The sequence below is a fragment of the Sulfitobacter undariae genome (assembly GCF_014196805.1).
In the GTDB taxonomy this organism is placed as follows: domain Bacteria; phylum Pseudomonadota; class Alphaproteobacteria; order Rhodobacterales; family Rhodobacteraceae; genus Sulfitobacter; species Sulfitobacter undariae.
The window spans coordinates 36077-58697 of sequence record NZ_JACIEI010000016.1 but is presented as its reverse complement, the minus strand read 5'-3'; the positions used below and the strand labels follow the sequence as shown (position 1 = coordinate 58697).

Below are 22621 nucleotides of genomic sequence, written 5' to 3'. Positions count from 1 at the left end.
GCGAAACATCTTGCCGCGCAATAGGCTTAGGGTTCGATCAATCCGTCAAAAGAGCAAACAGGCGGGCGTGGCATGCCTTTGTCTTTCATATCCGTCCAAGTCACCCAATCCGATCCATGAAGTGCAAATGATACTTCATATGCCTGCCATGCATTGATAATCGGGCCCTGCCCCAAGGTTTCATAGAACTCATGCCATGGGGAATAATCAAAGTGCCCGCCCGTTTCGCAAGGTAGATACTGTGCATTTTTACGAATAAACCCGTCAAAACTTGCGATCATATCACTATGGCTTTTGGCTATTTTTTGGGCATCGGGCACTTGCGCACAGGCCCCTGTCATCAGTTGAAACCCCATGGGCGTCGCCAAAGGGGACAGACCGAAAAATCGCCATTCCCCGCTGAAAATCCCTGCGCTAATCATTCGGACATATTCACGGTGAGCACGTGTCTCGCTCCAGCCGCGCGAGACCTCCAGCTTCTGCTTCATGGCTTCCGCATCCAGAAAACAACCTGGCGCATCTGGATAGGCATCCACTGCCGAGATGAAAGGTGCCACATCCGCATCCGTGGCGCTTAACACAGGATCAATCACAGGCGGCGCAATTTTACACAGCGCAGGCCCGATTAACACCCAATCGCCTTGCACAGTGGCATGCCCCGCATCCAAGGCTTGCTGCACCTCAGGCGCACGTATAACACCCGGTGCAATGACACAGCCCTGTGCTGAATAGTCGGGAAATGTATCCGCTGCAGCTGCCCCCGCCGATGCGATCAGCGCAAAGGCAGCAACGCGCATCATTCGCCCTGTGCCTGTGCGCGGCTTTTGCCCGACACGGCCAGCGCCAGCGTTGCCCCCATCAGACCGTCCAGATCGCCGTCCAAGACGCCTTTGGTATCCGATGTCTCATAGCTGGTGCGCAGGTCTTTTACCATTTGGTAAGGCTGCAAAACATAGGATCTAATCTGGTTTCCCCAGCCCGCATCCCCTGCGTTTTCATGCACCTCATTCACCAAAGCCGAACGCTTATCCAACTCAATCTGATACAGCCGCGATTTCAGCGCCTTCATGGCGATGTCACGGTTCTGGTGCTGTGATTTCTCTGACGAGGTCACAACAATGCCCGTAGGATGGTGGGTGATACGCACAGCCGAATCCGTGGTGTTCACGTGCTGGCCACCCGCCCCGGAGGAACGGTAAGTATCAATCCGAATATCGGACTGGTTCACTTCGATCTCGATGTTGTCATCTACCACAGGATAAACTTTGACCGAGGTAAAAGACGTGTGGCGTTTGGCAGCGCTGTCAAACGGTGAGATGCGCACCAAACGGTGCACCCCTGATTCCGATTTCAGCCAGCCATAGGCATTATGGCCGCTGATCTTATAAGACGCAGATTTGATCCCCGCCTCTTCTCCTGCACTCTCGGCCTGAAGCTCAACCGTATAGCCTTTTTTCTCGGCCCACCGCACATACATCCGCGCCAGCATGCTGGCCCAGTCACATGATTCTGTGCCACCCGCACCCGAGTTGATTTCAAGGAAGGTGTCATTTGCATCCGCCTCGCCATCCAGCAACGCTTCCAGCTCTTTCTGGGCGGCGGTGACGGATAAGGCCGCAAGCGCGGTTTCGGCTTCGGTGACAACTTCGGCGTCGTCTTCCATTTCACCCAATTCAATCAGGTCTATGTTGTCTTGTAGATCGTTTTTGATGCCCTCATAGGTGCCGATGGAATCCACCAGTGCCTGACGGTCACGCATCAGTTTTTGCGCTGCATCGGGATCATCCCACAGTGTGGGGTCCTCAACACGGGCATTGAATTCTTCCAGCCGGTAAGGCGCAGTTTCCACGTTCAGCCGCTGCCCCAGAAGGTCCAACGATTTGCGGATTTTATCGACGGTGCTTTGTACTTCTGCGCGCATGATCAGTCCTAAATTATAGAGCGGCCCCCGAAGATACGGGAGCCGCTCATGTGATAGACCAGCACGTGCGCCGCTACAAGGTCGCCTAGTACAAACCACCCGAGCTAAGCGTACCAAATCCCGCTTTTGGCCCGACGACTGCTTTTTTCCCCGACGAGGTTGTGACTTCTCTACCTCTGTTTCCGCCAACCTCTTCAACCAGTGGCAAATCTGCCCCCATGGCAAAACCGCCGTCAAAAGTGATACCGAAGTTGATGATTTCGCCTTCGCGGAAACATTCAGACACAACATTTGCGCCGCTTGCGCCTGCCCCCAAACGTGCGCCTGTAAAGCGGTCAATTTTGATGAATTCACACCCCTGCGGCACAGCGAATTTACCGCCACCGTATTTTTTCACTGCTTTTGACATAAAGCGTTGGAAAACAGGGCCACACATCCCCCCACCTGATGCACCACGTCCCAAGCTGCGCGGCTGATCATAGCCGATATAGCAACCTGCTACGATGTTAGAGGTGAAGCCAACAAACCAAACGTCTTTTGCATCGTTGGTTGTGCCCGTTTTACCCGCAGTTGGCACAGGCAAGTTCACCGTGCGGCGTGCGGTCCCGCGCTCAACAACACCTTTCATCATCGACGTCAGCTGATAGGCCGTCACAGGGTCCATCACCCGCTCACGGTTTGAAATCACCCGTGGCGATGTGCCAGCAGGCAGAGTTGTCAGACTACAATCTTCGCAAACACGTTTGTCGTGTTTATAGACCGTCCGGCCATAGCGGTCTTGCACGCGGTCCACCAACGTAGGTTCAACCCGTTCGCCGCCATTGGCAAACATCGCATAGGCCGCAACCATTTGGTACAATGTGGTTTCTTGCGACCCCAATGCGTTTGCCAAAACGGGCGACAGATTGTCATAAACCCCGAACCTTTCAGCATAATCGCCGACAGTACGCATCCCGACTTCTTGTGCAAGCCGGATGGTCATCAAGTTGCGTGATTGCTCGATCCCTGTGCGCAGCGGCGTCGGGCCGTAATAGCGGTTGGAGGAGTTCTGCGGACGCCACACCCCTTGCGGTGTGTTGATCTCGATCGGGGCATCCACAATGATCGTTGCAGGCGTATATCCACTGTCCAATGCAGCCGCAAAAACAAAGGGTTTAAAGCTGGAACCGGGCTGGCGTTTCGCCTGTGTAGCGCGGTTGAACACCGAGGATTGATAGCTGAACCCGCCCTGCATGGCTATCACACGGCCAGTGTTCACGTCCATCGCAACAAAGCCGCCCTGCACCTCTGGAACCTGCCGCAACGTCCAGCGGATAAATGACCCGTCGGCATCCGTCACCATGCGGCGCACCAGCACCACATCACCGACGTCTACCAGATCACCACGGCCGCCCAGCTTGCCGTTTTCCTGACGCGCACGCGCCCACTCCATATCATTGCGCGGCACCCAATTGCCGCCTTCGTCATTTTCAACAGATTCGATACCCAAACGCGCACCGCCTGTCCCCACCTCTAGAACAACCGCAGGAAACCACTGTGTCTCCAGCGTGATGTCACGCGGCACACGCACGTTGGACAACGCAGCGCGCCACGTTTCCTCATCGACCAAAGCTTCGGCGGGCAATGTCTCTCCCGTGCCGCGCCAAACACCGCGCCCACGGTCGAAACTCTCCAACTCGCGACGTAGGGCGTCCGCAGCAATCGGCTGCATTTCATTATCGATGGTTGCGCGCACGGTCAGGCCGCCTGTGAAAAACTCGCCCTCGCCGAAATGTTCGGACAATTGGCGGCGGATTTCATCGGTGAAATAATCACGTGGTGGCAATTCGGCCTTAAAGCTTTCAAAGTCACCATTCTGAACCGACCGCAGAGGCTCTTGGCGTTCTTTTTGATAAACCGCTTCGGTGATGTAACCGTTCTGCTGCATCTCGCGCAAAACATAGTTGCGGCGTGCGGTCAGGCGATCCTTGCGGCGCACCGGATGGTAATCAGAAGGCGCTTTGGGAAGGCTCGCCAGAAACGCCGCTTCATGGGGGGCAAGCTCGCTCAGGGTTTTGTTGAAATAGGTTTGGCTGGCCGCTGCTACACCATAGCTGTTCTGACCCAAGAAAATTTCGTTCAAATACAGTTCAAGAATCTTCTCTTTGGGCAAAGCCTCTTCAACGCGCGCAGCAAGGATGATTTCCTTGATCTTGCGTTCGGCACGGCGGTCGCCCGACAACAAAAAGTTCTTCATGACCTGCTGTGTGATGGTCGAGGCGCCGCGCACGTCTTGCCCACGTGATTTAACCGCGTCCACAGCAGCCGAGCCGATGCCGCGCAGGTCATACCCATCGTGGTCGTAGAAATTCTTGTCTTCTGCGGAAATAAACGCCTGCTTGACCAAATCGGGGATGGTATCCGCAGGTGCAAACAAACGGCGCTCTTGCGCAAATTCGTCAATCAACCGCCCTTGGCCGGAATAAATCCGGCTGATCGTGGGCGGCGTATAAGAGGCCAGAGATTCGTGACTGGGCAAATCACGCCCGTACATCCAGAAGACCGCCCCAATAGTGAGCGCCACCATGCCAATAGACATGGTCAGGGTGGTAAAAATACCCCCAAAAAATGACAGGATCATCCGAAACACGCGTGACAGCTCCTATATAGCTGTTTGAATAGCCTTCCCTATACGCGCAAAGGTTACGATGGTCAAAAGGCAAGCATGGAGAAAGAGGGCGAAACATCGCCTAATTTTCAGGCCTGTTCGTTTTATATTGCCGCCTCTATTGGCGCACCAGTGGCGCACGCGCCGCATCCGCATCACGCCATGCCAGCACCGATTTAGCAATCCCCTGCGCCATCTCTTGCCGCCAGACCGGATCACCCAGATTAGCCAGATCGCGGTCCGAGCTAAGAAACCCGATTTCAATCAAAACCGAAGGAATATCCGCCGATTTCAAAACCGAAAAACCGGCACTGCGTAACGGGCGGCGGTTCATCGGGCCCCCTGCGTCTGCCATCCCCCCAGCCAAGGCTTTGGCCAAGGCTTCTGATCGTGGCTCGGTTTCTTTGCGGGCGTAATCCAGCATGATTTGCGCAACTTGGTCATCCACGCCAGTTAAGTCCGATCCCGCAAGGATGCTGGATTTTTCATGACGCGCCACAAGCAGCGATGTCGCTTCTTCGCTGGCTTCATCCGACAAGGTATAAATCGTCGCCCCCCGCGCCCCGCCTTGGCTCAGAATATCTGCATGCAGCGAAATAAACAGATCGCCGCCAACTTGATGGGCAATCGCAACACGGCTTTCAAGCGCGACAAAGACATCATCATCACGGGTTAATACCACTTCAACACCTTCACGCCGTAGTGCATCCGCCAAGGTACGCGCAAAGCTGAGCATCAATGTCTTTTCATCCAACCCGTCGCGCTCAGCCCCCGGATCGACACCCCCATGACCCGGATCTAACACAACCGTAAATCGGTTCTCTTGTGGTTGCTTCGCCGCAGGCACCGCTTTTAAAAACGCAGGCGTCCAATTGGGGTCATTTGGCGCGCCCGACGCCGCCGCAAACACCTCTTCACTGACGGCCTTGAGCGATATTTCCAAAGCTGCGCGGCCACTGTTCACATCCACAGGCATGCCAATTTCGTCGGGCAACATCGGCTCTGCCAGATCAGCAACCAACCGCGACCAGCCATGGTGATAGGCCCCAAAGCGCGCCGCGCTGATGTATTTGCTGTCCCCGATGAAATCACTGGCCAGCAACCCCGAAAAATCGACTTCCCGAAAATCCACAACCAAACGCGCAGGCTCGGCCAGCGTAAAGACGCGAAAGGGCACCCCTTGGCTCAACCGCAGGGTAATATCCGTGCGCCCGAACCAGCCATCCTCGATCCCGCTGCCCTGCACGTCCACACGCGCAAGCGCGGTAAGGTCCTGCGCATACCCCGCGCCAGAAACGCCCAAGGCACAGATAAGGCTGAGTAAAAGTCGTTTCATCACTGCTCCGGCCATCCGTTCTTATGTGGCGCTTTGCGCGGTGTATACCACTCAATCGCCCCTTCGGTCCAGCGCCTCAGCGGGTCTTCATATAGGCGCTTAACCGTTCCAACCCGTCGCGGATATCTGCCGTGCTACGCGCATAGGAAAAACGCAGCGTGGTATGGCCGCGCAGCGGATCAAAATCCAATCCAGGCGTCACAGCCACCCCCGCTTTTTCCAAAATATCCGCAGCCAAAGCACGGCTATCCTGCGTAATCTCACTCACATCCGCATAGACGTAAAACGCCCCGTCTGGGGGGGCGATGCGGTCAAACCCTGCTTTGGGCAGACCGTCCAACATCAAGGCACGGTTGGCGCGGTAGACATCCATATTGGCCTGCAGTTCATCGTCACAGTCCATCGCGGCCAGCGCCGCCACCTGCGAGGCATGAGGCGCACAAATAAACATGTTCTGCGCAATCCGCTCCACCACTCGCACCTGATCCTCTGGCACCACCATCCAGCCCACTCGCCAGCCTGTCATGCTGAAATACTTGGAGAAGCTGTTGATCACATAACATTCATCTGTGACCTCAAGCGCCGTTACCGCCTTCTTCTCATATTCTACACCGTGATAAATCTCGTCCGAGATAAAGGACGCGCCTGTCTCATGGCACGCCCCAATCAGCGCCGACAATGCGGGACGGTCCAGCATCGTGCCTGTCGGGTTCGCAGGCGACGCCACCATCAACCCGCGTAAATCCATATTTGCAAAATCTGCTGGCACGGGCTGATAGCGGTTTTCGGCAGCCGTGGGCAGATCAACAGGCACCATTCCCAAAGCACCCAAAATCTGGCGATAGCTGGGATATCCCGGTGCGCCGATGCCCACACGGTCGCCGCTGTCAAACAGCGCGGTAAACGCCAGAATAAACGCGCCGGATGATCCCGATGTGATCACCACGCGGTTCGGGTCCAGATCGACGTTATACCATTCACCATACATCCGTGCGACACGTGCGCGCAGCTCAGGGATACCCAACGCCACTGTATACCCCAATGACCCCTGATCCATCGCAGTGGTCAATGCAGCCGCGGCCCCCTTTGGCGCACCGGTTCCGGGCTGTCCCACCTCCATATGGATAATGTGACGGCCAGCAGCTTCGGCACGCGCCGCCGCCTGCATGACATCCATCACAATAAAGGGATCAACTTCGGATCTGCTTGAATTCCGCATGCTTGCTCTCCTAGAGTAGTGTTTATGCGCTTTCACCTGATCCGTCTGATGACGTCAATAGCCGCCCTGTTTGTAATTGCCCTGCTGGCCTCGCCTGCGCAGGCTATAGGATTGCTGCGCGATGCGGATATGGAGCACGCGCTAAAGCAAATCAGCGCACCTATATTGCGGGCCGCAGGCCTCAGCCCCGCACGAGTAAAAATTCTGGTCGTGAATGACAGTACTCTCAATGCCTTTGTCGTCAGCAATGATGCCATTTATGTGCATTACGGCCTGATCAACAAACTTGATAATGCCGCGATGCTGCAAGGGATTATCGCCCATGAGGCCGCGCATATCGCAAACGGCCATATCGTGCGCCGCATGGGGAACATAGGCAACGCCCGCACCATCAGCGGTTTGGGGATCGCGCTTGCCGCTGCGGCAGCAGCTTCGGGCAACGGATCGGCAGCGGCGGGTATCGCATTAGGGACAACATCATCGGCACAACGTGCCTTTCTGGGACACACCAGAGCCGAGGAAGCCTCAGCCGATCAATCCGCCATCCGTTTTATGAAATCCGCTGGCGTCTCCCCCAAGGGCATGCAGGACGCGCTTGAGATTTTTGCCGGACAAGAAGTCCTCAGCGTTGGCCGCCAAGACCCCTACGCCCGCTCCCATCCACTTAGCCGTGACCGTGTGCGGGCTGTGGCGGGTTATGCGGCCAGCTATGGCACCCTCCCCGCTGATCCCACAGCGGACTACTGGTTCGCCCGCCTGCAAGGGAAACTGACCGCCTATACCCGCGCGCCCAGTTGGACCCTGCGCCGCCTGAAATCAGAACGCTACGCCGATGTGCGCGGCCTGCGCCAAGCCGTCGCCGAACATCGCAACTCGCGCACGAAAAAGGCGCTGTCCGCCATAGACGCAGCAATATCGGCACGCCCCAATGATCCGTTTCTGCGCGATCAAAAAGGCCAAATCCTGCTGGAAACCCGCAACTTCCAAGCCGCCGCAGCAACCTACGCCAGCGCCGTCAAACGCGCCCCCAATGATCCGCTGATCCTGTCGGGCTATGGCCGTGCGCTGCTGGCCTCTGGTCAGGTGAAACAAGCCCTCTCAGTGCTCGAAAAGTCCCGCCACCAGGATTACCGCGACGGCTCTATGCTGCGCGATCTGGCCACCGCCTATGCCAAATCCGGTCAAACCGGCATGGCTGCCCTTGTCACCTCCGAGCGTTACGCCCTGAACGGGCGGTTAAAAGACGCTGGAATCCATGCCAAACGCGCATCCCACCTTCTCTCCGAGGGCTCCGGCCCTTGGCAGCGGGCGCAAGATGTGTTGATTGCGTCTGAACGCGCTGCAAAACGAAAGTAAATCTCCTATGAAACGACTTCTCGCCACCTCCGCCCTTTTGGGCGCACTTGCCACCACGGCCTTTGCTGCCGATCTCAAGGAAATGACCGACGAAGAACGCGCCCTCTTTCGCGCCGAAGTCCGTTCCTACCTTCTGGAAAACCCCGAAGTGATCATGCAGGCCGTCGAGGTCCTGCAACAGCGCGAGCAGCAGCAGCAAGTACAAGCTGACGTTGATCTGGTCGCTGACAACGCCGCCGCCATCTTTGACGATGGCTACTCATGGCAGGGCGGCAACCTCAACGGCGACATCGTCTTGGTTGAATTTCTGGACTACCGCTGCGGCTATTGCAAAAAAGCCCACAGCGAAGTGGCCGAATTGCTGGAAACAGATGGCAACATCAAAATGATCGTAAAAGAATTCCCCATTCTGGGAGAAGCCTCTGTGCTTGCCTCGCGCTTTGCCATTGCGGTCAAACAGATTTCCGGCGGCGATGATTACAAAACCGTCTCTGACGCCTTGATGAGCTTTAATGGCGACATCACATTGGCCAGCCTGCGCCGCTTGGGCACGACCTTCGGTTTGGACATGACAGCCATTGAGGCGCATATGGACAGCGACGACGTCACCGCCGAAATCGCCAAAACACGCGCCTTGGCCGACACGCTGGCCATCACGGGCACCCCCACATTTGTCCTGAAAGACGAAATGCTGCGGGGCTATCTGCCTTTGCAACAAATGCAGGCGATTGTGGCTGACAAACGCGGCTAAATCACACCCTTTCCAGCAGCGTGGCACCCGCGCTGCTGGCCCCCCTCCCGATCCTCATAAATCAGACGCCCAAAAACAATCAGATGCCCAAAACCAAAAAAGGCCTCCCGAAGGAGACCTTTTTAAAAGCAGCAGTGGCGCGGTTGACGGGACTCGAACCCGCGACCCTCGGCGTGACAGGCCGATACTCTAACCAACTGAGCTACAACCGCTTGCTGCGTCTCTTTGGGCGAACCCTCAGAGCGTTCGTGCGGAATAGGCCAAGGCGGCGCATGCGTCAAGAGATTACTTCACGGCTTGTGTGATTAATTTTCAGCAGGCAGGATAGACGGCAAAGCAGGCAGAGAAACGGCGAGGCAGAGCAATGGAACTGACAGCACAAGAAGCATACGCCGAAGCAGAGCAGCGGGTTGAAGAAGCGCGGGCTGAGGGGGCTACAATCCTCGACTTTAGCTATCTGCCCAACCTCAAAGACGTGCCGCCGCTTAATGATCTACCGATAGTTATCCATGTCGACCTTGATAACACACAGATTTCCGACCTCACCCCCATAGCAGCGCTGCCGCACCTTATGGTGCTGTCCCTTGCCGATACTCAAGTCTCTAGCCTCGAACCCCTTCAACATTGCAAAAATCTTGAACTAATCAACTGCAACAACACACATGTAAACAATCTCACCCCAATTTCCGCGCTAAGGGCACTGAAGCATCTGGGCTTAGGCCAGACGCCTATTGCGGATATTTCCCCACTCCAGAACATCACAACGCTCAGAAGTTTATCGCTTTGGGCTACTTCAGTAGCAGATATTTCCGCTTTACAGGTCCTTTCTCACCTCATTTGGCTGACTTTGAACGACACAGAAGTGCGCGATTTACGCCCCATCGCACAGCTTGAGTTCAATGAAGAAGTAGAAGACCTAGCGTCCGGCCTGAGTTTCCGCAACACACCAGCCGCGGCCTCCTCACCAGAACTCACCGAACTATCCGAAATCGAAGACGACACCGAAAGAACCCAAAAAACCCTCGCCTATCTGCGCAGCATCCCGCCCTACCCCGATCCGCTGCCGTGGGATGTGAAAAAATCCCCCAAAGCCCCCGAACCAGACACAGGCCCAAGGGTTCAGATCACTGATGATGGCAAGCTGGACCTCGAACACGTCCCGCTGGATCAAAGCGATCATGATGATCCCCTCAAAGCACGCATGTTCGAACGCCTTCGCGCAGCGGTCTCTGACCTCGCCCGCCTTGGCAATCGATATCCCGAGCTGTCAGCCCCCGCCAATGCCCTGAATGACATATTCAGCGGCAGCTTCGAGGACGCAGACCTGCTCGACATCCACATCGAAATCGCAACACTGACCGATCTGGTTGCAGGCAACGCCCAGCGACATGATCCGCTGGATCAAGACTGTCTGGATACCCTGCGTAAAGTCACCCGTCTGGGTCCGCCACTCACCCTCGGAAATCCTGACGTAGAGCTGTTTGAGGCAAGAAACCTGCAATACGCCCAGCAGAAGCGTGATGAGGCGGTAGTAAATAGCGAACGCACGATGGCTCAAGCCTTAATTGACAGTCCGTTGCTCACTGAACGCGCGGCACATTTTGGCCAGACCGCTGTGAACGCACCCGATGAAGGGCGGACAGCAGGCTATCGTATATCTTATGTCAAAAATATGCTTCTTGTTGGGATATCAAAACTCTCAAAAGCAGTAGCAATGTCTCTCTTGACTGAGGAAGCCGTGACCGCCCTAAAATTCATTTCCGCCAACCGCGAGGCTATCATGATCGTCGCCAGCAGTTGGAGTGAACAAGGCCACATCTGGGCCGCAGACCTGATCGCACGCTCAATGGAAATGTTGCGCAAGTACAAACGCTAACGCAACAACACCGCACGCCCTGTTACCGGCCAAATCGGTGCACAGGGGGTGTACGCGTTGTGCACGGGAAATGTACGCAGAGCACCGCCCCAAAACGCCCAGATTTCAGCACGTTAACCCGCTGCACGGCGACGATTCTCGGGAAATCCAAAATCCCCCGCCGCGCAACACTTTGTCAGGGTCAGATTACCCCATCCGTTCCGATGCATATGATCCGGGCGACGCGGGGAAAACGACGGTCTTATTGCCGTTCAAAAACACCCGGCGATGGATATGCGCGTGGATGGCGCGGGCCAGGACTTGGCTCTCTACATCGCGGCCTAAGGACACGTAATCATTGGCAGATTGCGCATGTGTCACCCGCACGGTGTCTTGTTCAATGATCGGGCCTTCATCCAGATCAGCCGTCACATAATGCGACGTCGCCCCGATCAGCTTCACACCGCGTTGAAACGCCTGTTTATAAGGGTTTGCCCCCTTAAAGCTGGGCAAGAACGAGTGGTGGATGTTGATGATGCGCCCTGACATCTTCTGGCACATCTCATCCGACAAAATCTGCATATACCGCGCCAGCACAATCAGGTCCGCCCCCGCCTCTTCGACCACCGCCATAATGCGTGCTTCGGCCTCTGGTTTGTTCTCTGGGGTGACCTTGATGCAATGGAACGGGATGTCGTTATTGACCACAACCTTTTGATAATCCATGTGATTTGAAACCACCCCGACGATATCAATCGGCAGCGCCCCGATGCGCCAGCGGTACAGCAGATCGTTCAGGCAATGCCCGAACCGCGACACCATGATCACCACTTTCATCTTCTGCGCTTCGTCGTGGAATTCATATTCCATCCCAAAGGCCCCCGCCACATCGGCAAAGCCTTTTTCCACATCCGCCAGCTCCGCATCCCCTTCGCTTTCAAAGCTGACCCGCATAAAGAAATTAGCGGTCTCTTTGTCGTCGAACTGGGCGCTGTCCGTGATGTTGCAATCCGTATCCGCAAGGTAGTTCGCAATCGCAGCCACGATCCCGCGCTTTGAAGGACAAGTAACTGTAAGGGCATATTTTTTCATAACAATAGTCCAGTCGGGACGCTAACAAGCGTTCAGTTGCAAAGGCGGCGATTGCCGGTTGGATATGTGTTTATCAGGGGCACTGCCCCGTCAAGACACCAGACCTGCCAACACGCGCGTTGTCACAGTGAACAAGGACCCTATTGGAGATTAGGTTTCCGATCATGCACAAAGGGGACCACAACGAGGCAGCAGCAAAACCACCCTGCATCAGACACCTGCGCCGCACATGCCTATAATCGGCACGTCATGCATCGAATACGGCTCATGTTGGGCTGGTTAGACAACTGGATTTAAATCGTCTCAAGTCACCCAGTGGCATCATGAATTTGATATCTGGGGACTAAATGAGAAAGTGGCGCGGTTGACGGGACTCGAACCCGCGACCCTCGGCGTGACAGGCCGATACTCTAACCAACTGAGCTACAACCGCGCATATATTTCTCTCTCCCTAAGGAGAAATGGTGGGTCGTGAGAGACTCGAACTCCCGACATCTTCGGTGTAAACGAAGCGCTCTACCAACTGAGCTAACGACCCGATAAGTTGGGGTTTAGACAATGTAATTAGGGAGCGCAACCTCAATCTAAACGTTTTTGTACGGTTTTTTTCAAATGAAAGACGACCCCCTGTCCGCCCCCAATATTTACAAGGTTTTCGCCCTTATTTCCCGTAGCAAGAACACGGAACATACGGGATGTTATGCCATGAGTGACCAAGACTGATGGGCGTGTAAGTGATTCCAAAAATTCAGCACAGCGCAGTTCCAGCGCGGCAAAGCCTTCACCTTCTGGTGCGTGCTCATAAAGTTCAAGCGCGCCGTCTGGCCCCTCAACAACATCCCTGCCCTCAGCTAAGTCTCGGCGTAGTTTGCCGGCCCAAGTTCCCACACCGATTTCGCGTAAACGTGTGTCCGTATGCAAATGATCCACCTGCCGCGCCAAAGCGATCGCGGCTGTCTCAAACGCCCGTCCTTGGGGGCTGGTAATGATGTCAAATCCCGTCAAGTCTATGCCCGACAGGATTTCGCCCTGCCGCATCGCCTGCTCCCTGCCTTTTTGTGTCAACGGAGAGTTCAACGCTCCCTGCATACGGCCTTGGGCGTTCCATTCCGTCTCACCATGGCGCAGGATGTAAAGCTCTGGGTAATGAGGCATAGGAAGGTTTTCACTTTCAAAACTGACACTTGCATAGACAAGCAGAGGTTCAATCAACCTAGGGCATCATTCAGAAAGGCGGAAGTGGGCAGAGGTAATAGATTTAAATGCATGACATCCGCAACGAGATTGATCTGCGCTGCCCGCGCCATTGGTATAGCGATTACGCCCGGCCATTTATTGGGAGGCGTAATGCAATAATTCAGGTTTCAGCCGCCGGGATTATAGCTCTGGATCAATCGGATTTGACAAACCGGTATCAATGGCCGCGTTCATACGTGCTGTTTTCTGACGCAATTTCAGGATGGTCATCTGCCCGTCAGCAAGTTCTTTGCTACGTTGAATTTTCAATTTACCCAGCGGTTGCAGGTCCATCTCGCGCTGTTCAGCAAACGCATCCCCCAAGACGGCGAGCATTGCTTCAACAATGGGCTTCACGTCTTTCTTTTTCATACCTGACCGGTCCACAACCAGATCGAACAGTTCTTTTTTGCGCAATTCATTGCCCAAAATCGGATCAATCGCACTGGCAACTGTCGGCGTGGTAATGGCGGCAGTCGGAAGCTTGGCGGTCGGCGCCGAAGCTGTAGGTTTGATGGCAGCCTCTGTGCTGCTGACTATGGTGGTTGTTTTAGGTGTCGCTTTGGCAGGTGCTTTTGCCGCCACTTTGATTGGAGTTTTTGCTGCCGCCTTGGCAGGCGCTTTTGCTGGTGTTTTTACTGCTGTAGTCATGACCTATTCCCGCTCTGATGCTCAGTTAGTTTATTATATGGTGTAATCTATACCAGAACAGCGCAGAAAATTCCAGTTATGCCAATAATAAAAGGGATAAACCGTAACATATCACGGCATTTTCTACCTTCCCGCGAAACGCCACGAGAACAGACACCTTACAAACGTAAAGCGCCCCGCAAATTGTGCAGGGCGCTGATAGGTTTTAAGGGGTCAGCCCGTTAATGCGTCGTTGCAGCATCACGGGAACCAGTTCTGGCAGCCAGCGCAGCTGCGGCGGCGGCTTCCTCTGCGGCTTCGTCCCACTCAACGGCAACCGGTTTTGAAACCAGTGCATGTTCCAACACTTCTGACACATGGCTTACAGGAATAATGGTCAGACCTTCTTTGACGTTGTCAGGGATGTCAGGCAGGTCTTTTTCATTATCCTGCGGGATCAGCACCGTTTTGATCCCCCCACGCAAGGCCGCCAACAGCTTTTCCTTCAACCCACCGATGGGCATGGCGTTACCGCGCAGCGAAACCTCACCCGTCATGGCGATGTCTTTGCGGACCGGAATCTTGGTCAGCACAGACACGATGGATGTCACCATAGCCAAACCGGCAGACGGGCCATCTTTGGGCGTTGCGCCATCGGGAACGTGCACGTGGATGTCGATGGTATCGAACACCGGTGGCTTCACCCCGATAGACGGGCTGATCGAGCGCACATAGGAGCTGGCCGCGTCGATGGATTCTTTCATCACATCACCCAGCTTACCTGTCGTTTTCATGCGGCCCTTGCCCGGCAAACGCAGCGCCTCGATGTGCAGCAACTCACCCCCAACCGAGGTATAAGCCAGCCCTGTCACAACACCAATCTGGTCTTCTTTTTCGGCCAGACCATAGCGGTGTTTTTGCACGCCAAGGAACTCGTCAAGGTTATCCCCCGTGACGGTAACGCTATCCACTTCCTTGCGCACGATCTTGGTCAGTGACTTACGTGCCACTTTGGCGATCTCGCGCTCAAGGTTCCGCACCCCCGCTTCACGTGTGTAATAGCGGATCATGCCAGTCAGCGCGGAATCCTCAATCGAGAATTCTTTGGCTTTCAGACCGTGGTTTTTAATCTGCTTGGCCACCAGATGCTGTTTAGCGATCTCGCGCTTTTCGTCCTCGGTATAACCCGAAAGCGGAATGATCTCCATCCGGTCCAGTAAGGGGCCGGGCATATTATAGCTGTTCGATGTGGTCAAGAACATCACGTTACTCAAGTCATATTCGACCTCGAGGTAGTGATCGACAAATGTGCCGTTTTGTTCCGGATCAAGCACCTCAAGCATTGCAGATGCAGGATCGCCACGGAAATCCTGACCCATCTTGTCGATTTCATCAAGCAAGATCAGCGGATTGGTGGTTTTCGCCTTTTTCAGCGCTTGAATAATCTTACCGGGCATAGAGCCAATGTAAGTCCGACGGTGGCCACGGATCTCGGACTCGTCACGTACCCCCCCAAGGGAGATGCGGATGAATTCGCGGCCCGTTGCTTTGGCCACAGATTTACCAAGCGATGTTTTACCCACACCGGGAGGGCCAACCAAACACATGATCGGGCCTTTCAGCTTGGAGGACCGCTGCTGCACCGCGAGGTATTCAACAATGCGCTCTTTGACCTTTTCGAGGCCATAGTGATCCGCATCTAAAACAGCCTCGGCTTTTGCCAGATCCTTCTTCACACGCGACTTCACACCCCACGGGATGGACAACATCCAGTCAAGGTAGTTACGCACAACCGTCGCCTCAGCAGACATCGGGCTCATGTTCTTGAGCTTTTTGATCTCCGCATCCGCTTTTTCGCGCGCTTCCTTGCTCAGCTTGGTGGCGGCGACGCGCTCTTCCAGCTCAACAACTTCGTTTTTACCGTCTTCGCCATCACCCAATTCGTTCTGAATGGCTTTCATTTGCTCATTCAGATAATATTCGCGCTGAGTTTTCTCCATCTGCGATTTCACACGGGTTTTGATCTTTTTCTCAACCTGCAACACAGACAGTTCGCCCTGCATCAGGCCATAGATTTTCTCAAGACGGTCAGAGACAACCAGCGTTTCCAGCAGGTCTTGCTTTTGCTCAACTTCGATACCCAAATGGCCCGCGATCAAATCCGCGATGCGGGCAGGATCAGACGCGTCGCTAACAGCTGTCAGCGCTTCTTCGGGAACGTTCTTCTTAACCTTTGCATAACGTGCAAATTCATCACCAACATTGCGCAGCAATGCTTCGGTGGTGGCAACATCGCCTGCTGTTTCTGTCAGATACTCGGCACGCGCTTCAAAGAAGCTGTCGTTCTCAAGGTATTCAGTGATGCGCACCCGCGCCTGTCCCTCGACCAGTACTTTAACAGTGCCGTCTGGAAGTTTCAGCAGTTGCAGGACATTCGCCAACACACCCGATTTAAAGATGCCATCGCTGTCAGGATCATCAACGCCCGGGTCTACTTGGCTGGACAGCAGGATTTGCTTGTCGTCGGCCATAACTTCTTCGAGGGCGCGCACGGATTTGTCACGACCGACAAAAAGCGGCACAATCATGTGGGGGAAGACGACGATATCGCGCAACGGCAATACCGGATAGCTCGCGTTCAGAGGCTCTTGCATGCTCTTTTCCTTATCTTGGCAAACCAGCTTTAGTCCCTCAATGAGGCAACGTTTGGGCCGGCTCCTTATGGATAGGTTACTTGTGCACCCTACCCGCCTGTTTCAATGGGCTGCCCCCATTTGCGAGGGCGTTTTCCCTAACATGGCTGGATCGCAAGGCCGCGGCAACTATAGAATGCGGTGTTTGTAACAGATTTTTGACCTGTGATGCCATCAATGCGTTACACCAAACTAATACTTGACTTGATTTGTGTAACGCGTAACTTGATCACAGGGTTTGTGCAGCATACTCTATGGAATGTATGATCAGGGAGAAAATCACACATGGCCAATGCTTTTATTTGCGACGCAATCCGTACACCAATCGGGCGCTACGGCGGCGCTCTATCCTCTGTCCGCACGGACGACCTTGCTGCTGCCCCACTGGCCGCCCTTATGGCCCGCAACCCCAATGTAGACTGGACCGCCATTGACGACGTCGTCATGGGCTGCGCCAACCAAGCAGGCGAAGACAACCGCAATGTCGCACGTATGGCTGCGCTGCTGGCGGGTCTGCCTGTGGATGTTCCCGGAATCACCGTGAACCGCCTGTGTGCCTCGGGTTTGGACGCAGTGGGCCAAGCGGCCCGTGCCATTCGCGCAGGCGACATGGATCTGGCCATCGCAGGCGGTGTCGAGAGCATGAGCCGCGCACCTTTTGTGATGCCGAAATCTGAAACCGCCTTTGGCCGCAATAACGCTGTCTATGACACAACCATTGGCTGGCGTTTCGTAAACCCCAAGATGAAAGCGCAATACGGCGTTGATTCGATGCCAGAGACCGCCGATAACGTGGCCGAAGATCACGGCGTCAGCCGTGAAGACCAAGACGCATTCGCCCTGCGCTCGCAGCAGCGGTGGGCAGCAGCAGATGCCGCCGGTGTCTTTGCACAAGAGATCGTGCCAGTTACCATTCCACAGCGCAAAGGCGACGCGTTGGTTGTGGACCGTGATGAGCACCCGCGCCCCCAGACCGAAGCGGCCCAATTGGCCAAACTGCGCGGCATCAATGGCACGGATAAAACGGTCACGGCGGGCAACGCATCAGGCGTCAACGACGGCGCTGCCGCGATGCTGATCGCCTCCGAGGAAGCTGCCGCAAAACATGGGTTGAAACCAATGGCGCGTGTTGTGGCCATGTCTGCGGCAGGTGTTGCGCCCCGTGTGATGGGCATTGGCCCTATTCCTGCCGCCGAAAAAGTGCTGGCGCGGGCGGGTTTGACCATCGACCAGATGGATGTGATCGAACTTAACGAAGCTTTCGCCTCCCAAGGTATCGCGACCCTGCGTGCATTGGGCGTCGCCGATGACGCGCCGCATGTGAACGCAAATGGCGGTGCCATTGCCATCGGTCACCCGCTGGGCATGTCCGGTTCACGTTTGGTGCTGACTGCAGCCTATCAGTTGCAGCGCACTGGCGGGCGTTATGCGCTGTGCACCATGTGTGTCGGCGTGGGCCAAGGCGTGGCCCTGATCCTCGAACGCGTCTAAAGCGCGCCCAACCTCACCTCCTGAAAGGATTTTAAACATGTATGCACAGATGATCCAATCCACAGGCAAGGGCGTCAAATCCCTTGATGAAATGGACCCCACTGAGCGGGCCTTTCAGGAGCGTATCGACGCCGGCGGCAAGATCGAGCCGAAAGACTGGATGCCCGCCGGCTACCGCAAAAACCTGATCCGCCAGATCGGCCAGCACGCCCACTCCGAAATCATAGGCCAACTGCCCGAAGGCAATTGGATCACCCGCGCGCCCACGCTGGAACGCAAGGCGATCCTGCTGGCCAAAGTGCAAGATGAAGCAGGTCATGGCCTCTACCTCTATTGCGCCGCAGAAACACTGGGCATCACCCGCGATGAAATGTTTGAGGCGCTGAATGAAGGGCGGATGAAATACTCCTCCATCTTCAACTATCCCACACTAACATGGGCCGATATGGGCGCTGTTGGCTGGCTGGTCGATGGCGCTGCCATCATGAACCAAGTACCGCTACAGCGCACGTCTTATGGCCCATATGCCCGCGCTATGGTGCGGATTTGCAAAGAGGAATCCTTTCACCAGCGCCAAGGCTTCGACATCATGATGAAGATGTGCGCCGGATCAGAGGCACAAAAACGCATGGCGCAGGATGCGTTGAACCGTTTCTGGTATCCCTCTTTGATGATGTTCGGCCCTTCGGATGCCGAAAGCGTGCATTCCGCGCAAAGCATGGCGTGGAAAATCAAGATGAACACCAATGACGAACTGCGCCAGAAATTCGTGGACCAGACCGTTCCACAGGCTGAATACCTCGGGCTGACCGTTCCAGATGAAACCATCAAATGGAACGACGAAAAAGGTGGTTATGATTTCGCCGAACCGGACTGGACCGAATTCTATGACGTCTTGGCAGGCAACGGCCCGTGTAACCACGACCGTTTGGAAACCCGCAAACAAGCCTGGGATGATGGTGCGTGGGTTCGCGAAGGCATGTTGGCCCACGCCGCCAAGAAACGCACAGCAAAGGTAGCCGCAGAATGAACACTCCTGAAAAAGCCGCCCCTAAACGTACCGGCGAATGGCCGCTGTTCGAGGTCTTCATTCGGGGCCAGCACGGCCTTTCGCACCGCCATGTTGGATCACTGCATGCGCCAGACGCTGAAATGGCAATCAAAAACGCACGTGATGTCTACACCCGCCGTAATGAAGGCGTGAGCATCTGGGTCGTTGAAGCCGAAGCCATTCACGCCTCTGCCCCCGGCGAAAAAGAAGCGCTGTATGATCCGTCCAATGACAAGGTCTACCGCCACCCGACATTCTTTGATGTCCCCGAAGAAGTAGGCCACATGTGATGGACAATGCTTCCCTGTTTCAATGCCTCCTGCGTTTTGGGGATAACACGCTGGTCTTGGGCCACCGTATATCCGAGTGGTGCGGCAAAGCCCCTGCGCTGGAAGAAGACATCGCACTTGCCAATACCGCGCTGGACCTGATCGGCCAGACGCAAATGTGGCTGGGCTACGCCGCCGAGGTTGAGGGCGCTGACCGCAGTGCCGATGATCTGGCCATGCTGCGTGACGTTTGGGATTTCCGCAACATCCTGATGGTGGAACGCCCTAATATCGACTTCGGCCATACGATAATGCGTCAGTTCCTGTTTGACGCTTATCACCATGCCCAACTGACCGCGCTCAGCCGGTCCAGTGATCCGCGTATCGCCGAGATCGCAGCAAAGTCTGTTAAGGAAGCCACCTATCATCTTGACCGCTCGGCCGAGACGGTTATTGCCTTGGGCGATGGCACCGACGTGAGCCATGCCAAAATGCAAAACGCACTGGACCTACTATGGCCCTATGCAGGCGAAATGTTCGAGAGCGATGATGTGGATGCGCAGATGGCTGCCAGTGGTATCGCCCCTGATCCCGCCACCTTGCGGGATGCATGGGACCTCCGCGTGCGCGATACTTTGTCCCTCGCTACCTTAAACATCCCTGAGGATAACTTCGCCCATAAAGGCGGTCGCACAGGCGCACGTCACACCGAACATTTGGGCCATATGCTCACGCAGATGCAGTGGCTTCAACGCGCCTACCCCGGTGCGGTCTGGTGAAACCCGACCTCGCGACCATATGGGAGTGGCTGGGCGAGGTGCCCGACCCCGAAATTCCCGTTATTTCGGTGGTCGATTTGGGGATCATCCGCGATGTAGTTTGGGATGGTGACGTGCTGGAAGTGGCGATTACCCCAACCTATTCTGGCTGTCCTGCCACCAGCATCATCAATCTGGATGTGGAAACGGCCCTGCGCGCACACGGCTTGGACAACATCCGCTTGAAGCGGCAACTTTCCCCCCCGTGGACTACCGATTGGCTCAGTGCCAAAGGCGCGTCCAAGCTTGAGGCTTACGGTATATCACCGCCCTCGCCCGCTGGCGGCCCGTCCCGTTGTCCGCGTTGCGCCTCCACCGATTTGCAACGCGTGAGCCAGTTCGGCTCAACCCCCTGCAAGGCCCATTGGCGCTGTCTGAGCTGCCTTGAGCCTTTCGACTATTTCAAATGTATCTGAGGTTGCTATGGCCCGTTTTCACCCCCTGACCGTCACTCATATCCACAAGACCATCCGCGATGCTGTGGTGCTGAGCCTTGCCGCCCCAGAGGGCGAGGATTTCGCCTTTCAGCAGGGGCAATATCTAACCCTGCGCCATGAATTCGACGGTGAAGAACTGCGCCGCAGCTATTCCATCTGTGCGGGGCTGGACGATGGTATCTTACAGGTGGGCATCAAACGCGTGGACGGCGGCACGTTTTCAACTTGGGCGAATGAGAGTTTGCAAGTCGGCGACACGGTTGAGGCCATGCCCCCCCAAGGCCGTTTCCACACAGCGTTGAATGCAGAGGCACAGCGCCATTATCTGGGCTTTGCGGGGGGATCGGGTATCACGCCTGTGCTGTCGATCCTACGCTCGGTCCTAACGCGTGAACCACAGTCGCGTTTCACCCTTGTCTATGCCAACCGCGCCGTAAGCACGATCATGTTCCGCGATGAATTGGAGGACCTGAAAAACACCTACATGGGCCGCGTTAACGTGATCCATGTGCTGGAAGCCGATGCACAGGACATTGATCTATTCACTGGCCGTGTGGATGAGGAGAAATGCGCGCAGTTGTTCAGCCGCTGGATTGATATTGCCTCGGTGGACACCGCGTTCATCTGTGGACCAGAACCGATGATGCTGGGCATTGCTGCCGCACTGCGCGCCCATGGGCTTAGCGATGAACAGATCAAATTCGAACTGTTTGCTTCGGCCCAAACGGGGCGTGCGAAAAAGCCTGCGGTATCCACCGCTGCCGCACAAACAGGCGGCACCACATCAGCAACCGTGACCATGGACGGTGCCACCCGCAGTTTTGTCATGCCGCGCGATCAAAGCCTGTTAGAAGCCGCCTTGGCCAATTCAATGGATGCGCCTTATGCGTGCAAAGCGGGCGTCTGCTCGACCTGTCGTGCCAAAGTGACTGAGGGCGAAGTGGAAATGCGCACCAACCACGCGATTGAAGATTACGAAGTTGCAGCAGGCTATGTTCTGACCTGTCAATGTTATCCTCTCAGTGACAAGGTGGTTTTTGACTATGACCAATGATGACACCCCGATGCCCATCGAGGATTACCTTGCCTCTGGTGGTAAGCTGACCTCACCTGACAATGTACCGCCGCGCTACCGTGCCGAAGTGCTGCGCATGATGGCGATTTTTGTGGACAGTGAATTGGCGGGGGCTGCCGGGTTTGCGGGTCTGATCAATGCAGCACCTGGGGTGACGCAACGCATTGCCTCGGCGCGGATCGTGTTGGAGAAAAATCAAACCGCTGAACGTATTTTGCGGGTAATGGCCGATTTTGGCACTGATACCGACCGGTATGCCAACAGCCACCCTTGGGCAGACCGCCTGCCCCGCGATGCCTTGCTTAACGCCAAGCGCAGCTATGAGGACATGCGCCTGCCAGTGTTCAATGCGCCTTTTGACGGTTGGGAAGATGCGGTGGTGATGAACCTTCTGATGGGGCTGGCGGTGGGTGTTTTGCTCCAAGACTATCGCAATTTGTCTTATCTACCTCTGGCCGAAACCTTCCGCGAGGTAGAACCCGTCGAGCAAACCCACACAGATCTGGCACGCGAAGGTTTGGCCACGTTGGTAGAGAACGGCGCATCGCTTCAGTCCAGTGTGGATTACTGGTGGCCACGTGTTGCCGCCAGCTTTGGCACAGGCACACAGGATCGCGATACACGGCTGCGCAAGTTCGGGCTGCGTAACAGCAGCAATGACGCCCTGCGCAATCAATGGGTGCAATCCGCCAGCGATGTGCTCTGTGCACTCAACCTTCACGCCCCCAAACTATAGGAAACCCC

Annotated in this window: 19 protein-coding genes and 3 tRNA genes; 10 read left to right on the top strand and 12 right to left on the bottom strand. The window is 55.6% G+C overall.

The annotated features are described in order from the left end of the window. Nucleotides 1-26: 26 nt before the first annotated feature. From GGR95_RS15920 to GGR95_RS15900, 5 genes are all read right to left on the bottom strand, one after another. Complete coding sequence (locus GGR95_RS15920) at nucleotides 27-800, bottom strand: hypothetical protein (protein WP_184567627.1); 774 nt, start codon at nucleotides 798-800, stop codon at nucleotides 27-29. Then, nucleotides 797-1921, bottom strand: a complete 1125-nt coding sequence (prfB, locus tag GGR95_RS15915; protein WP_184567625.1) for a peptide chain release factor 2 — start codon at nucleotides 1919-1921, stop codon at nucleotides 797-799. Before prfB ends, GGR95_RS15920 begins: the two co-directional genes overlap by 4 nt. An 85-nt stretch (nucleotides 1922-2006) precedes the next feature. Further along, complete coding sequence (locus GGR95_RS15910; protein WP_184567622.1) at nucleotides 2007-4550, bottom strand: PBP1A family penicillin-binding protein; 2544 nt, start codon at nucleotides 4548-4550, stop codon at nucleotides 2007-2009. 136 nt (nucleotides 4551-4686) lie between these two features. Further along, complete coding sequence (locus GGR95_RS15905) at nucleotides 4687-5904, bottom strand: N-acetylmuramoyl-L-alanine amidase (RefSeq protein WP_184567620.1); 1218 nt, start codon at nucleotides 5902-5904, stop codon at nucleotides 4687-4689. A gap of 76 nt (nucleotides 5905-5980) precedes the next feature. Further along, nucleotides 5981-7123: a pyridoxal phosphate-dependent aminotransferase gene (locus GGR95_RS15900; RefSeq protein ID WP_184567618.1), complete on the bottom strand. Its 1143-nt coding sequence runs from the start codon at nucleotides 7121-7123 to the stop codon at nucleotides 5981-5983. Between the two features lie 24 nt (nucleotides 7124-7147). On the opposite strand from GGR95_RS15900, the gene GGR95_RS15895 reads away from it, so the two are divergent. Both GGR95_RS15895 and GGR95_RS15890 read left to right on the top strand, forming a co-directional pair. Further along, nucleotides 7148-8479 (top strand): M48 family metalloprotease, encoded by a 1332-nt coding sequence (locus GGR95_RS15895; protein WP_184567616.1) that lies wholly within the window; start codon nucleotides 7148-7150, stop codon nucleotides 8477-8479. Between the two features lie 7 nt (nucleotides 8480-8486). Further along, a complete protein-coding gene (locus GGR95_RS15890) occupies nucleotides 8487-9230 on the top strand; it encodes a DsbA family protein (RefSeq protein ID WP_184567614.1) in 744 nt (247 codons plus the stop codon). 135 nt (nucleotides 9231-9365) lie between these two features. On the opposite strand, the gene GGR95_RS15885 is transcribed toward GGR95_RS15890, so the two are convergent. Continuing rightward, nucleotides 9366-9442 (bottom strand) — tRNA-Asp (locus GGR95_RS15885). Between the two features lie 152 nt (nucleotides 9443-9594). Here GGR95_RS15885 and GGR95_RS15880 point away from each other — a divergent pair. Further along, nucleotides 9595-11106, top strand: coding sequence for a leucine-rich repeat domain-containing protein (locus tag GGR95_RS15880; protein ID WP_184567613.1), 1512 nt, complete (start codon nucleotides 9595-9597; stop codon nucleotides 11104-11106). A 186-nt stretch (nucleotides 11107-11292) separates the two neighbouring features. Here GGR95_RS15880 and purU read toward each other — a convergent pair whose 3' ends face one another. The 6 genes from purU to lon form a co-directional block, all read right to left on the bottom strand. Next, entirely contained in the window at nucleotides 11293-12177 is an 885-nt protein-coding gene (purU, locus tag GGR95_RS15875) for a formyltetrahydrofolate deformylase (protein WP_184567611.1), read from the bottom strand. A 356-nt stretch (nucleotides 12178-12533) separates the two neighbouring features. Next, a tRNA-Asp gene (locus GGR95_RS15870) sits at nucleotides 12534-12610 on the bottom strand. Between the two features lie 29 nt (nucleotides 12611-12639). Then, nucleotides 12640-12715, bottom strand: a tRNA-Val gene (locus tag GGR95_RS15865). 41 nt (nucleotides 12716-12756) lie between these two features. After that, nucleotides 12757-13332: a histidine phosphatase family protein gene (locus GGR95_RS15860; RefSeq protein WP_184567609.1), complete on the bottom strand. Its 576-nt coding sequence runs from the start codon at nucleotides 13330-13332 to the stop codon at nucleotides 12757-12759. Between the two features lie 222 nt (nucleotides 13333-13554). Beyond that, entirely contained in the window at nucleotides 13555-14064 is a 510-nt protein-coding gene (locus tag GGR95_RS15855) for an HU family DNA-binding protein (RefSeq protein WP_184567607.1), read from the bottom strand. 221 nt (nucleotides 14065-14285) lie between these two features. Next, entirely contained in the window at nucleotides 14286-16697 is a 2412-nt protein-coding gene (gene lon, locus GGR95_RS15850) for an endopeptidase La (protein WP_184567605.1), read from the bottom strand. A 324-nt stretch (nucleotides 16698-17021) separates the two neighbouring features. Between lon and pcaF the strand changes: the two genes are divergently transcribed. The 7 genes from pcaF to GGR95_RS15815 are packed head-to-tail and all read left to right on the top strand — an operon-like array spanning nucleotide 17022 to nucleotide 22613. After that, nucleotides 17022-18227, top strand: a complete 1206-nt coding sequence (gene pcaF / locus GGR95_RS15845; RefSeq protein ID WP_184567603.1) for a 3-oxoadipyl-CoA thiolase — start codon at nucleotides 17022-17024, stop codon at nucleotides 18225-18227. Between the two features lie 37 nt (nucleotides 18228-18264). Then, on the top strand, nucleotides 18265-19257 hold the full coding sequence (gene paaA, locus GGR95_RS15840) for a 1,2-phenylacetyl-CoA epoxidase subunit PaaA (RefSeq protein WP_184567601.1): 993 nt from the start codon (nucleotides 18265-18267) through the stop codon (nucleotides 19255-19257). Further along, nucleotides 19254-19568: a 1,2-phenylacetyl-CoA epoxidase subunit PaaB gene (gene paaB, locus GGR95_RS15835; RefSeq protein ID WP_184567599.1), complete on the top strand. Its 315-nt coding sequence runs from the start codon at nucleotides 19254-19256 to the stop codon at nucleotides 19566-19568. Before paaA ends, paaB begins: the two co-directional genes overlap by 4 nt. Beyond that, nucleotides 19568-20326, top strand: a complete 759-nt coding sequence (paaC, locus tag GGR95_RS15830; RefSeq protein WP_184567597.1) for a 1,2-phenylacetyl-CoA epoxidase subunit PaaC — start codon at nucleotides 19568-19570, stop codon at nucleotides 20324-20326. Before paaB ends, paaC begins: the two co-directional genes overlap by 1 nt. Further along, a complete protein-coding gene (gene paaD / locus GGR95_RS15825) occupies nucleotides 20323-20781 on the top strand; it encodes a 1,2-phenylacetyl-CoA epoxidase subunit PaaD (protein ID WP_184567595.1) in 459 nt (152 codons plus the stop codon). The genes paaC and paaD overlap by 4 nt, the downstream gene beginning before the upstream one ends. A 7-nt stretch (nucleotides 20782-20788) precedes the next feature. Next, nucleotides 20789-21856: a 1,2-phenylacetyl-CoA epoxidase subunit PaaE gene (paaE, locus tag GGR95_RS15820; protein WP_184567593.1), complete on the top strand. Its 1068-nt coding sequence runs from the start codon at nucleotides 20789-20791 to the stop codon at nucleotides 21854-21856. Continuing rightward, entirely contained in the window at nucleotides 21846-22613 is a 768-nt protein-coding gene (locus GGR95_RS15815; protein WP_184567591.1) for a Phenylacetic acid catabolic protein, read from the top strand. Before paaE ends, GGR95_RS15815 begins: the two co-directional genes overlap by 11 nt. Nucleotides 22614-22621 lie beyond the last annotated feature (8 nt).

What these genes read in the sequence shown, in the direction of transcription:
- paaB (WP_184567599.1), top strand. Translation starts at nt 19,254, where the DNA reads ATGAACACTCCTGAAAAAGCCGCCCCTAAACGTACCGGCGAATGGCCG.
- GGR95_RS15890 (WP_184567614.1), top strand. Translation starts at nt 8,487, where the DNA reads ATGAAACGACTTCTCGCCACCTCCGCCCTTTTGGGCGCACTTGCCACC.
- GGR95_RS15905 (WP_184567620.1), bottom strand. Translation starts at nt 5,904, where the DNA reads ATGAAACGACTTTTACTCAGCCTTATCTGTGCCTTGGGCGTTTCTGGC.
- paaE (WP_184567593.1), top strand. Translation starts at nt 20,789, where the DNA reads ATGGCCCGTTTTCACCCCCTGACCGTCACTCATATCCACAAGACCATC.
- GGR95_RS15895 (WP_184567616.1), top strand. Translation starts at nt 7,148, where the DNA reads ATGCGCTTTCACCTGATCCGTCTGATGACGTCAATAGCCGCCCTGTTT.
- paaA (WP_184567601.1), top strand. Translation starts at nt 18,265, where the DNA reads ATGTATGCACAGATGATCCAATCCACAGGCAAGGGCGTCAAATCCCTT.
- GGR95_RS15855 (WP_184567607.1), bottom strand. Translation starts at nt 14,064, where the DNA reads ATGACTACAGCAGTAAAAACACCAGCAAAAGCGCCTGCCAAGGCGGCA.
- GGR95_RS15815 (WP_184567591.1), top strand. Translation starts at nt 21,846, where the DNA reads ATGACCAATGATGACACCCCGATGCCCATCGAGGATTACCTTGCCTCT.
- GGR95_RS15860 (WP_184567609.1), bottom strand. Translation starts at nt 13,332, where the DNA reads ATGCCTCATTACCCAGAGCTTTACATCCTGCGCCATGGTGAGACGGAA.
- GGR95_RS15920 (WP_184567627.1), bottom strand. Translation starts at nt 800, where the DNA reads ATGATGCGCGTTGCTGCCTTTGCGCTGATCGCATCGGCGGGGGCAGCT.
- GGR95_RS15900 (WP_184567618.1), bottom strand. Translation starts at nt 7,123, where the DNA reads ATGCGGAATTCAAGCAGATCCGAAGTTGATCCCTTTATTGTGATGGAT.
- prfB (WP_184567625.1), bottom strand. Translation starts at nt 1,921, where the DNA reads ATGCGCGCAGAAGTACAAAGCACCGTCGATAAAATCCGCAAATCGTTG.
- lon (WP_184567605.1), bottom strand. Translation starts at nt 16,697, where the DNA reads ATGCAAGAGCCTCTGAACGCGAGCTATCCGGTATTGCCGTTGCGCGAT.
- purU (WP_184567611.1), bottom strand. Translation starts at nt 12,177, where the DNA reads ATGAAAAAATATGCCCTTACAGTTACTTGTCCTTCAAAGCGCGGGATC.
- paaC (WP_184567597.1), top strand. Translation starts at nt 19,568, where the DNA reads ATGGACAATGCTTCCCTGTTTCAATGCCTCCTGCGTTTTGGGGATAAC.
- GGR95_RS15880 (WP_184567613.1), top strand. Translation starts at nt 9,595, where the DNA reads ATGGAACTGACAGCACAAGAAGCATACGCCGAAGCAGAGCAGCGGGTT.
- pcaF (WP_184567603.1), top strand. Translation starts at nt 17,022, where the DNA reads ATGGCCAATGCTTTTATTTGCGACGCAATCCGTACACCAATCGGGCGC.